Consider the following 14,331-nt stretch of genomic DNA (forward strand, 5'->3'; position numbering starts at 1 on the left):
GCCGTCCCCCGCACCACCGGTCACCCCCACCACCAGCCGCCACCACAGCGGAGCGAACGACAAGGAGGCGGCGTGACCAGCGACGCAGCCACCGCGACCAGCACCCCACGCACGGCACCGCCGCCCGAGGGCCCCGAGCAGGACCAGGAGCTGCCCGCGCTCGGACTGGGCACCTCGCTGCCGCCCGCCGACGCCCGCGCCAAGACGGAGGGCACCTTCCCGTACGCGGCCGACCTGTGGGCCGAGGGGCTGCTGTGGGCCGCGATGCTGCGTTCCCCGCACCCGCACGCGCGCATCCTGTCGATCGACACGACGGCCGCCGCCGGTATGCCCGGTGTACGCGCGGTCGTCACGCACGAGGACATCCCCGGGGACGGCTCGTACGGCCGCCGGGTCGTCGACCGACCGGTGTTCGCCTCCGAGCTCGTACGCCACCACGGCGAGGCGATCGCCGCCGTCGCCGCCGACCACCCCGACACCGCCCGGCTGGCCGCCGCGGCGATCGCCGTCGAGTACGAGGTCCTCGAACCGGTCACCGACCCCGAGAAGGCCTTCGCCGCCGAGCCGCTGCACCCCGACGGCAACCTCATCCGCCACATCCCGCTGCGCTACGGCGACCCGGACACCGTGGGCGAGGTCATCGTCGAGGGCCTCTACCGCATCGGCCGGCAGGACCCCGCCCCGATCGGCGCGGAGGCCGGCCTCGCCGTGCCCCGCCCCGACGGCGGCGTCGAGCTCTACACGGCATCCACCGACCCGCACACCGACCGCGACCTGGCCGCCGCCTGCTTCGGCCTGGACCCCGAGCGGGTCAAGGTCGTCGTGACCGGTGTCCCCGGGGCGACCGGCGACCGGGAGGACCCGGGCTTCCAGATCCCGCTGGGCCTGCTCGCCCTGCGCACCGGCTGCCCGGTCAAACTGGCCGCCACGCGCGAGGAGTCCTTCCTCGGGCACGCCCACCGCCACCCCACCCTGCTGCGCTACCGCCACCACGCGGACACCGAGGGCAGGCTGGTCAAGGTCGAGGCGCAGATCCTCCTCGACGCGGGCGCGTACGCCGACGCCTCCTCCGAGTCCCTGGCCGCCGCCGTGGCCTTCGCCTGCGGTCCGTACGTCGTCCCGCACGCCTTCATCGAGGGCTGGGCGGTCCGTACGAACAACCCGCCGTCCGGGCACGTGCGCGGCGAGGGCGCGATGCAGGTCTGCGCCGCGTACGAGGGCCAGATGGACAAGCTGGCGGCGAAGCTGGGCATCGACCCGGTCGAACTCCGCCTGCGCAACGCCCTGTCCACGGGCGACATCCTGCCCACCAGCCAGACCGTGACCTGCCCCGCGCCTGTCGCCGAACTCCTCGGCGAGCTGCGCGACTTCCCGCTCCCCGCGCTCCCCAAGGACTCCCCGGAGGACGACTGGCTGCTCCCCGGCGGCCCGGAGGGCGCCGGCGAGCCCGGGGCCGTACGCAGGGGTGTCGGCTACGCCCTCGGCATGGTCCACATGCTCGGCGCCGAGGGCGCCGACGAGGTCTCCACGGCCACGGTCCGGGTCCATGACGGCGTCGCCACCGTCATCTGCGCGGCCGTCGAGACCGGCCAGGGCTTCACCACGCTGGCCCGCCAGATCGTCCAGGAGACCCTGGGCGTCGAAGAGGTCCATGTGGCGGCGGTGGACACCGACCAGCCCCCCGCGGGCCCGGCGACGCACGGCCGGCACACCTGGGTCTCGGGCGGAGCGATCGAACGCGCCGCCAAGATGGTCCGCACCCAGCTCCTCCAGCCGCTGGCGCACAAGTTCGGCATGTCCACGGAGCTCCTCCAGATCGCCGACGGCAAGATCACCTCGTACGACGGTGTGCTGTCCACGACGGTCACGGAGGCGATGGACGGCAAGGAACTCTGGGCGACCGCCCAGTGCCGCCCGCACCCCACCGAGCCGCTCGACGAATCGGGCCAGGGCGACGCGTTCGTGGGCCTGGCCTTCTGCGCGGTCCGCGCGGTGGTCGACGTCGACATCGAGCTCGGGTCGGTCCGGGTGGTCGAGATGGCCGTCGCCCAGGACGTCGGCCGGATCCTCAACCCGTCCCAGCTGGCGACCCGCATCGAGGCGGGCGTCACCCAGGGCATCGGCGCGGCCCTCACGGAGAACCTGCGCACCGCCCGCGGCCTGATCCGCCACCCGGACCTCACCGGGTACGCGCTTCCGACGTCCCTGGACGCGCCGGACATCCGCATCGTCAAGCTGATCGAGGAACGCGACGTGGTGGCCCCCTTCGGCGCCAAGCCGGCCTCGGCGGCCCCGGTGGTGACGTCCCCGGCAGCGGTGGCATCAGCGGTCCGCGCGGCGACGGGCCGCCCGGTCAACCGGCTGCCGATCCGGCCCCAGGCGGCGGTGGCGGCTACGCCCAAGGCGTAACGCTCCGGACGCAGATGTGCGCTAAACGTGTACCTGGGGGCGCGGTGTGTCACCGGTGCTGGCTACAGTGACCTGAAGGCTGTAGTGAGCTGTATCCGGGGGAGTGCTGTGCTGCCGAGTGATGGTTCCGGAGTGGGCATGGCGGCGATGCCGTTGGCGGGGTTCGCGGGAGTGGGCATCGCGGCGGCGTCCCTTGCGACAGAGCTCACGTCGTTCACGAAGTTCCGTGCCCGCATAGAAGAAATTCTGCGCGAACTGAAGGAGTCCCCCGCGGGACCCAGGAATCTTGCCGAGGACCCCATGTCCCGCCAGCAGTTCGGCGGCGGCGACAACCGGTGGGCCGAGGCGGCCTCGCTGTTCACCTCGTACCAGACAGTGATCATGGAGCTTGAGTCGCTCTCCAAGCTGCTCTCGGACTGCATCGAGGGCATGAGTATCGCGGTGCTCGCCTCGCACAACGGCTACGCGAACATCGACGACGACCTGCGCCGCCGGATGCTCGCGATCAGTGACGGGGTGGAGGAGCAGTACGGCGGGAAGTACGACCCGTCGCAGGGCCCGGCGAAGCAGGGCGGGGGACAGCCGTCTGCCACGAAGCCGACGGAACCGGACACCGGCGACACCGCAGGTGTCAGCGGGCTCTGAGGACGACGATCACTGGTGCGGCACGGGGACAGACGGGGGTACGGGGATGGATCACAAGGAAGCAGGCCAGGGCACTCCGTTCGACAGCATGTCGCACGAGGAGATGCTCGCGTGGCTGGACGCGGCCAACAGCGGGGCGATCCAGGGCGCGTCGGACCGGCTGGTGAGCGCGGCGAAGGAGATTCGCAAGATCGCGAAGGAGCTCAAGGGCCGCCCGCAGACGGTCGAGTGGAAGGGCGAGGGCGCGGACGCGTTCCGCACCTGGAGCGCGGATCTGGCCAACGCGACGCTGCGGCTGGGCGACTACAGCGAGGGCGCGTCGAAGTGGCTGGCCCAGGCTTCGGATTCGCTTGCCTCGGCCCAGGTGGCCATCCCGCGTACGCACGCGGGGGCGCAGGCGAACCTTGATGCGGCGCGGGCGGCGCGGAACGACCCGGATGCGTCCGCGGTTGCGCAGAAGTCGGCGGAGACGCTGATCGCGGCGAAGGAGGCGAACCGCCAGGAGGCTGTGGCGGAGATGCGGAAGCTGGCGCAGTCGTACGCGTTGTCGGCCTCGCAGCTGGACGCACTGGAGAAGCCGGCGTTCCCGCCTCCGCCGGGGGCGATCGTGCCGGAGCGATCTGGTGGCATCGATGACGCCCAGACATGGGGGCCAGCAGGCGGCAGGGGAGATGCCGAGGGCGAAGGCGCGGTTCGCGAGGTGACCACGCACTCCGAGCCCTCGCAGGCAACGGGCTCAGGAAGCCGAGGCGCTCCTGACTCATCAGCGCTCCGCGTGCCGCCCGACCTGGAAACCCCGGTCAGCATGGAGGTCAACAGCACAGCGACTCTTCCACAGTCATCGTCCACGCCCCCGGTGTCACAGCCAGGGCCGCCGGTGACGGGTAGGCCGGACAGCGGTCTGCCTTCTGGACTCCCCGTGCCCCCCGCGTTCGGCGGCGGCACGCGGTCGGTTCCAGGTCCCTTCGGCAGTGCGAAGAGCGCAGGGCTGGGTGTCCGCCCGCCGTCGCTGCCCGGCCAGGGCGTGTCCGGTTCGGGCTCGGCAAGCCGCACGCCTCGTGATGCCGGCATCACCGGTGGTCGGCCGGTAGCCCAGCCCACCGGCCGAGGGCTTCCCGGCGGAACGGTTGTCGGCGGTGAGGGGGCGCAGGGACGGACCCCCATGGGGCATGGAGGGATGAGCGCCGGCGGCGCCGCTCGGAGCGGGGCGATGGGCGGGCGCCCACCGGTTGGTGGAAACAGCGGAGTCGTCGGTGGCCGGCCCCGGCAGACGGGGCGTTCAGGTGAACGTCCCTTCACGCCTGGTGGCACCGGCCTTGTTCGGGGCAACGAAAACGGGCGTGTTGCTGGACAGGCAGCAGGTGGATTGCGGGCGCCGTCAAGCGGTCGGCCTGGAGACCCCCGCCGCGACGAGGGCGGTGAGCGTCCGGACTACTTGATCGAAGATGAAGAGACATGGAAGCAGGGTGGGCGTCGCGTAACGCCGCCCGTCATCGAGTGATGGAACGGCTCCGGATAAGGACGCGAATGCTTGCCAGCGGTGTGCACAGGGGCCGGACAAGGGCCACTATTTCGGCGGCGCTTGGAACGCTGCTGGTGGCTGTCACGGCAGGGGTTGCCCATGCGGAGTCGGTCCGTTCGAATCAGTGGCACCTGACGTCGATGAAGGCCGAGGAGATGTGGCAGAGCAGCACCGGGAAGGGCGTCACGGTTGCTGTGATCGATTCGGGGATCGATACGTCAAATCCGGATCTGCAAGGGCAGGTCCTCAAGGGGAAGGACTTCGCTCCGGGTGAGTCCGGCGATGAGCACTCCGACTACGACGGTCACGGTACGGGGATGGCTGGACTGATCGCAGGGACAGGCGACAGTCGCAACGGAGACGGGGCGTTTGGACTGGCGCCCGGCGTAAAGATTCTTCCTGTCCGGGTCCCCGACGAGGCCGCCAACCTTGCTGAAGATATTGAACAGTTCAATACTACGGTTCCTGCGGCCATTCGGTATTCTGCCGACAAGGGTGCCAAGGTCATTAATATCTCGCTGGCTGCTAGCGAAGGTTCGCAGCGGTTGACGGACTCGGTGAAGTACGCGCTTGGCAAAGGATCACTGGTCTTCGCGGGTGTGGGTAACGACGCCGAGGGTGCCAATGGTGTCAAATACCCGGGAGCAACTCCCGGGGCTGTAGGTGTGGCGGCCATCGGCAAGGACCTGCAGAGGACGGGGGAATCCCAGTTCGGCCCACAGGTAGACCTCTCCGCGCCGGGCGAGGAGATGATCCATGCCTGCAAGAGCGAGACAGGCTTCTGTACCTCGCACGGCACCAGTGACGCCACAGCCCTCGCTTCCGCCTCCGCCGCACTCATCTGGTCCAAGCACCCGAACTGGACCAACAACCAGGTCTTGCGGGTTCTGCTCAACACGGCCGGCCGGCCTATCAGTGGCGATGAGCGCACGGACTATGTCGGATACGGCGTCGTCCGTCCCCGGATCGCCCTGAAGACGCCCGGCGATCCCGGCCCCGCAGACGAGTACCCGCTCCCCGACCTTGCCGCAGCCGAGTCCCCGGAGCCTTCCTCGGAGCCCTCCAAGCCCACGGCCGGCTCCGAGGAGGGCGACAAACCGGCTGCCGCAGCACCCGCCACCGACGACGGTGGCCACAACGCCCTCTGGATCGGCCTGGGCATCGGCGCGGCGGTCCTCATCGGCGTCGCAGCGGCCGGCCTGATCGTCCGCTCCCGCCGCCGGAGCACTGCCCGCGCTGTCCCACAGCCATACCGGCAGCCGAACGAGTACCAGCAGCATTCGCAGCCGCCGTATCCGTCGTAAGGTCACCGACGCCGTACGAGGGTCCCTCGCGGCCCTCACTCGCCTTCACGACGGCTGCCGCGCCGCCTGCGGGCGGGCCCGCCAGTACAGTCGGCAGGGGTCGGCGAGGCGCGACGACCCGCGCGCAGCGGCCGACTTGACGCACTTGACTTGGAGTGTGCTCCAATTCGCAGCATGGGGTGCATGAACTTCACCAACACCGAGGTGGTCCTCGGAACGATGGGCTTCGGCACCCAGGTCGGACCCGACGACGCCTTCGCGATCCTCGACGCCTTCGTCTCAGGCGGCGGTGTCTGGCTCGACACCGCGAACTGCTACTCCTTCTGGGCCGATCCCAGCGGCACCGGTGGCGCCAGTGAGCGCGTCATCGGCGCGTGGCTCCGAGCCCGCCCCGGCCTGCGCGACGCGGTGCGGATCGCGACGAAGGTCCGGCAGAACCCGCTCGTCCCGCACTCCTGGCCGGAGAGCGCCGAAGGGCTGTCCGGCCGCGCCGTGCACGCAGGCGTCCAGGAGAGCCTGGGACGCCTCGGGGTCGACCACGTCGACCTGCTCTGGGCCCACGCCGAGGACCGCACCGTGCCGCTGGAGGAGACGGTTGGCGCCTTCGGTGAACTGGTCACGAAGGGTTTGGCCCTGCGGATCGGGGCGGCCAACCACGCCGCCTGGCGCGTCGAGCGTGCCCGCTCGCTCGCACGGGAGCAGCACGTGGAGCCATGGACGGCCCTGCAACTGCGCCACTCACTGGCCCAGCCGCGCCCGCTCACCCCCGTCGCGGAGGCCGGCCACCGCATGCTCACCGACGAGGACATGGACCTCGCCCGGTCGGAGGGGCTCACCGTGTGGGCCTACAGCGCGCTGCTGTGGGGCGCGTACGTGCGCACGGACAAGCCGCTTCCCGGGACCTACGAGCACCCCGGCACCACCCGGGTGCTCTCGGCCCTGGCCGACATCGCCCGGGAGCAGTCGGCCACGAGGAACCAGGTCGTCCTCGCATGGCTGATGCGGCAGGGGATCGACCCCATCGTCGGCGTGAGCCGGGTGGAGCAGATCGAGGAGGCCCTCGCCGCCCGCCGTGTGCGGCTCGATGACGAGCACATGGCGCGCTTCTCCCAGGCCCGTTAGCGGCGCAGAGGTCCCCGACCGGACGGCTGTCCCGGCGCTGAAAACGATACGGTGAGGTGGCCGGTGGCCGCGTTTCGTGGACGAAGCGGTAAAAGAGACGGACTTGGGGAAATTCGTGACCTTCGAACAGGAATGGGCCGAACTGCGCGCGGCCGCGGCCGCGCGGGGCGCTATGCAGATCAACAGTGTCCCGGCTGAGGGAGGCGGAGGCGGGGGCAATTCCGGTGACCTGGTGGTCAATCGGGACGACCTCGGCGCAATCGGGAATGACGCCTATGACCTGCGGGTGAAGGTGTCGCGGGAGGGCGATCACGCCCGGCCCGCCACCTTCGACGCAGCGATCGCGCTCACCAACGGCAATTTCGCGAGTGGTTCGGCGGTGCTCAAGGTGCACGACCGCTGGAACACCCACCTGAAGACCCTGCTGGATTCCCTTGCGCACATATCGAATCACCTCGATTACACCAAGGCCCAGCACGCGAAGGACGACGTGAAGATCGAGGGAGATCTGGCGCCGATCTCCAAGCTCACGGAATACATGAACTAGCGGTCGGGGGACCACGCGCATGCTGAAGTACGAGGACATAGTCGACGCCCCCGTGGGCAAGCTGAAGGCCGCGGCCGACGACTGGTCGAAGATGGCGGGCGACCTGGAGAAGCTCGCCACCGAGGCCACCGACGGGATGAAGGGCAAGGCGGACAAGGCGGAGTGGGAGGGCCTCAACGCCGGGGTCACCAAGGCCTTCGTCAGCAAGACGGCCAAGGAGGTCGGGGACGCCGCAGCCGAGGCCAAGGGCGTGAAGCAGATCCTCGAAGAGGGCTACACGGCCATCAAGAAGGCCAAGGACGACCTGATCAACATCCGGGACCACGAAGGTCCGGCGGCCGGGATCAAGGTGGACGGAAACGGGAAGGTCACCGCGCGCCACCCGGTCGCGGACATTCCTCCCCAGCAGAAGGCCCACGACCCCGATTATCCCGCGCTGGTGCAGCAGGAGAAGGAAAACATCGCTGCCTGGCAGAAGAAGGTCGACCTGATCGTCGACAACTGCAACGACACCGATGTGTCCTTCAAGAACTCCCTTGAGGCCAACGTCACCGACCGCAAGGACTTCAGCGCCCCGAAGTACACGAAGATGGACCAGGAGGAGGCGGCCAGGGCCGCCGCGCTGGCGGGCAAGGGGCGTGAGCTGACACACAAGGAACTTCAGGCGCTCAACGAGTTGCTGGCGGACAACAGCAAGTCGGTGGAGTTCTCGAAGAACTTCTACGAGAAGCTCGGCCCGGAGAAGTCGCTGGCGTTCTTCGGCCAGCTCTCGACGGATACGTACGAGGGTTTCGACGTCGACGAGCAGAGGCTCAAGGACGTCCAGGCGCTGCAGAAGAACCTGGGTCTCAACCTGGCCACCGCCTCCCACGACAAGGCGTTCACCGCGGAGTGGGGTCCGGAACTCCGCAAGATGGGCACGGAACAGATCCCGCTCGCCAAGCACGACTACAGCGGGCCGTACGGATACCAGCTGCTCGGCGGGATCATGCGGTACGGGAACTACGACAAGGCGTTCCTGAACCCGATCGCCGAGCATGTAGCGCAGCTGCACCAGAAGGACCCGTACATGTTCGCCGACAACAAGATGGTGAACAGCCCGTTCAAGAACCCGTTCAACCCGTCCGGCGTGAACGGGGCCGGCTACGACCCGGCGACCGCCATGCTGGAGGCGCTCGGCAACAGCCCGGACGCCGCGAAGCACTTCTTCAACGACCCGCCGACCGCGTACAACGAGGACGGCACGATCAACAAGGGCGCCACGGCGGACCTCGGCAAGAACGGCGACGAGCCGATCAAGAACTACCTCGACTTCTTCGGCAACGAGAAGTGGGAGTCGTTCCCGGACGTCAACACTCTCGGCGAGGACGAGCTCAAGGGCTCTCTGAACCACATGCCCGACGCGCTGGGGCACGCTCTGGAGGCGGCCACCCTCGGCTACCCGGCGGGGCACCCGGACGCGAGCGTGGTGCGGGACGACGACAATGCCGCGATCATGCGGGACGTGATGGAGAAGTACTCGGACGCCAAACTGCTGAAGACCCAGGGATCGCTGTCCGACAGCCTGGGTGCGATGGGCGCCGGTTACATAGATGACATCAACTGGGCGATGGACAAGAACAAGGACGACAGCGTCTTCGCTCCAGCCGGGAGCCGGGAGGGGCATCTCGACTTCTCCGACACCCTCGATTCCAACGGGCGGGACATCGCACGGCAGTTCCTGGGCGCCCTGGGACACCACCCCGACGCCTACGCGTCCTTGAGTGCCGCCGAGCAGATCTACACGACCAGTGCACTGGAGGCGCAGGTCGGCAAGGACGGCGAGATCGACACGGGCGATGTCCGACGGACGGTGAAGATCGGATCCGAGGTCCAGGGAATGCTGGACCAGGCGCGTGCGGACCAGGTCGTGGCCGAGGGTGTCAAGGCGCATGAGGACTTCGAGAAGGCCGCGGAGCAACGGTCCGGTTGGGCTGAGTTCGGTGGCACCGCCGCGCTGGGTGCCGGAGTGGCGACGGCCGCTTTCTTCCTGCCCGCCGCCCCGGTCATCGGCGCGGGTGCACTGCTGGTACCGATGTTCACCGATGTGGCGACCGGAGCCGCAGAGACGCTCATTGGGGACGTGGTCGGCGGTATGGGGGAGGAGGCGGTCGACAAGAACAAGGAGAAGGTCGACGATCTCACCGCCGACCAGCAGGCGGCCGTCTACAAGGCGGGAGAGACCTATACGGAGACTCCGGTCGACACATTCGTCGCTCGGCACAAGGACGAGATCGAAAAGCTCGACGCCAGCACGGGCGGAGACCTGGCCGAGGACCTGGACGACTCCAGGATGCTCGGCTACGGCGACGGGAATCTCCGTGCACGCGTCCAAGGTGTGAGTCCGGAGGCCTGAGCGAGGGATTGGGGCGGGTGCTCTGTGCCGTATGTGCACCCGGAGTCGGCCGGTCGCCGACCGCGGCAGTAGACGATGGCGAGAAGAGGCGTAGGCATGAGTGAAGTGGGTGTGCACGGGTGAGACGATGGCTGACGGCCGCCGGTCTGGTGATGGTCCTGAGCGCCGGAAGCATGGCGTGCGCCGCGGACGAGGGGAAACAGGCCGCGGAGGAGGAGAAGCAGTACGACCCGTTCGTCGGGGCCGAGCAGGTGTGCGGGGATGTGTTCTCCGGTTCTCTGGCGGGGATGGTCGAAAAGGTGACCGGGGACAAGCTTTTCTTCGAGGAGAGCCCCAAGGGCATGGAGAAGACTGTCGCCGCGCTCAAGGAAGCGTATGGATCAGGGCGTTCCTGGGGTGCGGGGAACACGCTCTGTGAGCTCAGTCCGAAAGGTGCCAAACAGACCGACAGCGGAGGGGTGAAGTTCTCCATGTATGCCCCCCAGGACGTGGAGGACGAAGGGCTCCCGGCCGGCCAGGAGCTCTACACCATGGGCGTCCAGTCCTCTGTTGGACGCAGCAACGCCGCCCTGTACTTCGAGTGCGTCACCCCTCAACTGAAGGGTTCGGACAAGACGCCCCTGCGCGTCCATGGCGGCTTCGGGCGTGGCGAGAGCGATGCTCCGGACAATCGTGAGTACCGCAACCTGAACATGACCATCCTGCATGCCGTTTCGCTCAAGCTGGTGAAGGAACTCGGCTGCGAGAACAACGCAGGACTGCCCGTGACCCCCGATCTCACGCCGAAGTAGACGCTCAGCGGGGTCGGATGGTGACCCGACGCTCGGGCCCCGAATCTCGGAGCCCGAGCGCCGTACGTGGCGCTATCACTCGTTCGGGGGGCCGGGGATGCCTGCGGGGTCGACGCTTGAGCTTCGGGCTTCGAGGGCTCAGACGCGAGGGCCGAGGTTCGAGCGGTGTTGTTCATCCGGGGGGTAGGTAAGGGCTTTTGGGAAAACCTCCCCTCCCTCCCACCCCGTCACGGCCAGCAAGTATGACTAATCGTGATCGAGTTGCGGCGGAGAGTCGCGGCTGCTTTCGGTGCCCACAACGAGACGACCCCGACGGGTGTTTGCCGCACCGGCCGGGGTCTGACCCAAGATCGAACACCAAGAAAGACGATCTCGTGGCTATCCAGCAGCCTATCTCCGCCCCGCCCGCGCCCGCAGCCTCGCGCCCGTACCGCAAGGCGCACCCCGGCTACGGCAAGCAGACCATCCCGGCCCAAGGCCCCACCGATGCAAGGGCCTTCGCCTCCCTGCCCGAGCGCGAGCGCTACGTCGCCGGGTACGTCGACCACCTCCCCGACGGCGCTGCCATGGACATCAAGTCGCTGGCCAAGGACCTGCCCCTGTACGGCCAGATGGCCATCGGCACCGCGCTGCGCGCCCTCGCCGTGGCCGGGCACTTGCGTCGCGTGCGCTGCCGGGTGGAAGGCGCCGGTCAGTGCCGATGGGTGACGCTCACCTACTGGTCCCGTACTGCCCACGACAACGAGTGGTGGAACGCCGAGCTCGCAGGCGAGGCCGCCACCGCTCCGGAGCAGGCACCTGCCGCCGAACCGGCGGTCGTACCCCAACAGCGCGCTGCGGAGCGCCCCACCGCGAACCCGCCCACGGAGCCGCAGGAAGAGCCGGGCGCAGGCACTCCCACGGTTACCGCCGCCCCTTCGCCCGCCTACCGCACCCTCGCCGAACTCGGCCGCCGCGAACCCCGCCTGGCGCTCTCCGCCGCCGACTGCGCCGCGCTGGAACCGCTCGCCGCCGCCTGGTTCGCACGCGGGGTCAGCGCCGACTACCTGACCTCGGCGCTCACCGCCGGGCTCCCCGACTCCATCGCCTCCCCTGTCGGCCTGGTACGCCGCCGCCTCACCGACAAGATGCCGCCCCAGCAGCCCGTACCGGCCCCGGGCTCGCCTGCCTCTCGTCCTGCACGCGAGCTCCTGGTCGAGTGCACCGAATGCGGCCGCCCCGGCCCGGCCGAAGCCCTCCCGGACGGCCTGTGCCGCCCCTGCGGGACCACGTCGACCGAAGATGCAACGCCCGCCGAGATCGAACGCGACGTCCCGGCTCTCGTCGCCGGTCTCCGCAACCTGATGCGCACTCCCTGAGCACTCACGCGTCGGTCACGTGCAGTTCCTCCGGGGCGAGTTGGGTCATCACCAGCCCGTACAGCAGCTCCGCGTCCACGAAGTCCCCGTCCTGCGGGGGCCCGCACCGCCAGCTCAGCGGATACGTGTTGCCGTGGGCGGCCGGAATCCCCACGTACTGGTCGCGGGCCGCCGGGCCGAAGCACTTCGCGCCGGGCGGCCAGTCGAAGTCCTGGCTCGCGCCCGGTTCCAGCAGGAAGTACGTCCACCGCGCCCCCGCGATCTCCCGCACGACGGGCCCCGGATCGCCGTCCGTGAGGGCGGCGAGGTGGTGCAGCACCGCCTCCCCTCGGACGCCGCGCAGCCGGATGGCGTCGAAGTGAATGCCGATGAGGCGGAGTTGGAGCCCCGATGCGGGTACCCATTCGGGGAGCTTCTTGCTCGTCATGGCAATGAGCATCGCGCTGACTGCGTAGCGTGACCAGCAGGACGCGATCCACATCGATGCGATGTGGGGAGGGTGGTGATGGCTGTGGGGACGAGTGGCGAGACGACGCGCGGGCGGCGGCTGGTGGGGGAGCTGATCCGCATCCACCGGGTGCGGGCGGGTCTCACGCAGAAGGAGGCGGCGGAGCAGCTGCTGATCTCGGAGTCGCTGATGGGCGCGGTGGAGCGGGCGGAACGCATTCCGTCGCGCGACCTGCTGATCGACGCGGACGGGGTGTTCGGTGCGAGCGGGGCGCTGAAGGCGTGCTGCGAGCTGGTGGACGAGGAGAAGTACCCGCCGAAGTTCCTGGACTGGGCGAAGCTGGAGCGGAATGCGCGAGTGATCAGCGCGTACGAGACGATGCTGATCCCGGGCCTGCTCCAGACGGAGGCGTACGTGCACGCGCTGTACCGCTCGCGCGTACCGGCGTACACGGAGGACGAGATCGCCCGGCACGTGGGAGCGAGGCTGGAGCGGCAGACGGTGCTGTCGCGCACGCCGCCGCCGCGCATCGGGTATGTCATCGAGGAGTCGGTCCTGGACCGGACGCTCGGTGGGCCAGAGGTGCTGAAGGAGCAATTGCGGCATGTGCTGGACTGCGTGGAGCGGTTCAACCATCTGACGGTGCAGGTGATGCCGTCGGCTCAGCACACGCACGCGGGGTTGATGGGGTCGATGAAGTTGATGTCCACCGCAGAAGGCCGCAGTCTTCTGTATGTGGAGGCGCACGGCGGAGATAGATTGATCGCGAAGCCGGAGCAGGTGGGCGACATGTTCGACCTCTTCGGCATCCTTCGGGCCCAGGCGTTGAACCCCTGGAAGTCCGCGGAGGTCATCGAGACGAAGGTGAGACATCTGTGAGCCACGAAGCCCCCGGACTGACCTGGTTCAAGTCCAGCTACAGCGGCAACGAGGGCGGCGAGTGCCTCGAAGTCGCCTACGACTGGCACAAGTCGAGCTACAGCAGCAACGAGGGCGGGGCATGCGTCGAAGTAGCCACCTGCCCCCACACCGTCCACGTCCGCGACTCCAAGGTCACCGACGGCCCCACCTTCACCGTCACCCCCGCCGCCTGGACCGCATTCGTGGCGGGTGCGGCCAGGGGCTGACCGCGCCCCTGGTCCGTCGCGGCACCGGCCCGCCTGGACGCTCAGCAGGCGCCGTCGTCGACGGTGGCGGTCAGCTCGTACTCAGGGATGGAGTCGCTGCTGCCGTCCGCGCCCGGGACGAAGACGCCACCCTCCGAGGATGCCTCCTCCGCGACGTGCATGCAGACGGTGGTGTCGCTCCCGGCTGCCGTTATCTCGTAGTCGTGCCCCTCGCCGGCCCGCTCCACCGAGACCCTGTACGAGGGCCCCAGGTTCTCGCCGGCCTTCAGGACGGCTGCCTCGATCAGTGAGGTGTAGCCGTCTGTCGGGTCACGGCGGATCTGGGTGTCGGCGGCCATGGACTCGGCCGCGTCCTCGGCGGCCTCCCGGACCTCGCTCGCACTCCAGGTGCCTTTGTCGATGCTCGCCTGGACCGAGCAGCCGCCGAAGACGAAGACCCCGGCTACCCCGAACGCGACGACCCGCCCCGCAGCGAGAGCGCCGTCCGACGGCTGTCGGGGTGCGTGCGGCCGGGCCCGCCAGTACAGCCGGTAGGGGCCGACCAGCGCGACGACGAGGAACGCGGCGGCTATGACGAACAAGAAGGCGACGACTGCCATGCGTGAACTCCCGTGATCCCGCGCCCGGACAAGGCGCCAGATTATGCCGTGGCCCTACACCCAC

At 69.0% G+C, this 14,331-nt stretch carries 13 protein-coding genes; 11 read left to right on the top strand and 2 right to left on the bottom strand.

Going from position 1 to position 14,331, the window contains the following annotated elements:
* The first annotated feature begins 72 nt into the window (after positions 1-72).
* The 9 genes from ACIRD8_RS13365 (at position 73) to ACIRD8_RS13405 (ending at position 12,093) form a co-directional block, all read left to right on the top strand.
* Positions 73-2,409 carry a xanthine dehydrogenase family protein molybdopterin-binding subunit gene (locus tag ACIRD8_RS13365; RefSeq protein ID WP_403989823.1) on the top strand — a complete coding sequence of 779 codons (2,337 nt, stop codon included), beginning with the start codon at positions 73-75 and terminating at the stop codon, positions 2,407-2,409.
* 138 nt (positions 2,410-2,547) lie between these two features.
* Positions 2,548-3,054 (top strand): hypothetical protein, encoded by a 507-nt coding sequence (locus tag ACIRD8_RS13370; protein ID WP_403989825.1) that lies wholly within the window; start codon positions 2,548-2,550, stop codon positions 3,052-3,054.
* Positions 3,055-3,100: 46 nt separating this feature from the next.
* Complete coding sequence (locus ACIRD8_RS13375; RefSeq protein ID WP_403989827.1) at positions 3,101-4,555, top strand: translation initiation factor IF-2; 1,455 nt, start codon at positions 3,101-3,103, stop codon at positions 4,553-4,555.
* 26 nt (positions 4,556-4,581) lie between these two features.
* On the top strand, positions 4,582-5,880 hold the full coding sequence (gene mycP, locus ACIRD8_RS13380) for a type VII secretion-associated serine protease mycosin (RefSeq protein ID WP_403989829.1): 1,299 nt from the start codon (positions 4,582-4,584) through the stop codon (positions 5,878-5,880).
* A gap of 183 nt (positions 5,881-6,063) precedes the next feature.
* Positions 6,064-7,002 carry an aldo/keto reductase gene (locus ACIRD8_RS13385; RefSeq protein WP_403989831.1) on the top strand — a complete coding sequence of 313 codons (939 nt, stop codon included), beginning with the start codon at positions 6,064-6,066 and terminating at the stop codon, positions 7,000-7,002.
* Between the two features lie 115 nt (positions 7,003-7,117).
* Complete coding sequence (locus ACIRD8_RS13390) at positions 7,118-7,549, top strand: hypothetical protein (protein WP_403990709.1); 432 nt, start codon at positions 7,118-7,120, stop codon at positions 7,547-7,549.
* A gap of 19 nt (positions 7,550-7,568) precedes the next feature.
* Complete coding sequence (locus tag ACIRD8_RS13395; protein WP_403989833.1) at positions 7,569-9,944, top strand: hypothetical protein; 2,376 nt, start codon at positions 7,569-7,571, stop codon at positions 9,942-9,944.
* 152 nt (positions 9,945-10,096) lie between these two features.
* Positions 10,097-10,735: a hypothetical protein gene (locus ACIRD8_RS13400; protein ID WP_403989835.1), complete on the top strand. Its 639-nt coding sequence runs from the start codon at positions 10,097-10,099 to the stop codon at positions 10,733-10,735.
* Between the two features lie 374 nt (positions 10,736-11,109).
* A complete protein-coding gene (locus ACIRD8_RS13405) occupies positions 11,110-12,093 on the top strand; it encodes a MarR family transcriptional regulator (protein ID WP_403989837.1) in 984 nt (327 codons plus the stop codon).
* A 4-nt stretch (positions 12,094-12,097) separates the two neighbouring features.
* Here ACIRD8_RS13405 and ACIRD8_RS13410 read toward each other — a convergent pair whose 3' ends face one another.
* The gene (locus tag ACIRD8_RS13410; RefSeq protein ID WP_403989839.1) at positions 12,098-12,520 is read right to left on the bottom strand and encodes a hypothetical protein; all 423 of its coding nucleotides are present in this window, start codon (positions 12,518-12,520) and stop codon (positions 12,098-12,100) included.
* Positions 12,521-12,598: 78 nt separating this feature from the next.
* Between ACIRD8_RS13410 and ACIRD8_RS13415 the strand changes: the two genes are divergently transcribed.
* Complete coding sequence (locus ACIRD8_RS13415) at positions 12,599-13,420, top strand: Scr1 family TA system antitoxin-like transcriptional regulator (protein WP_403989841.1); 822 nt, start codon at positions 12,599-12,601, stop codon at positions 13,418-13,420.
* A complete protein-coding gene (locus ACIRD8_RS13420; protein WP_403989843.1) occupies positions 13,417-13,668 on the top strand; it encodes a DUF397 domain-containing protein in 252 nt (83 codons plus the stop codon). The genes ACIRD8_RS13415 and ACIRD8_RS13420 overlap by 4 nt, the downstream gene beginning before the upstream one ends.
* Positions 13,669-13,709: 41 nt before the next feature.
* Here the strand turns inward: ACIRD8_RS13420 and ACIRD8_RS13425 are convergent, their stop codons facing one another.
* Positions 13,710-14,267: a hypothetical protein gene (locus ACIRD8_RS13425; protein WP_403989845.1), complete on the bottom strand. Its 558-nt coding sequence runs from the start codon at positions 14,265-14,267 to the stop codon at positions 13,710-13,712.
* Positions 14,268-14,331: the final 64 nt, after the last annotated feature.

This window comes from Streptomyces sp. NPDC102451, assembly GCF_044765485.1.
Lineage (GTDB): Bacteria > Actinomycetota > Actinomycetes > Streptomycetales > Streptomycetaceae > Streptomyces.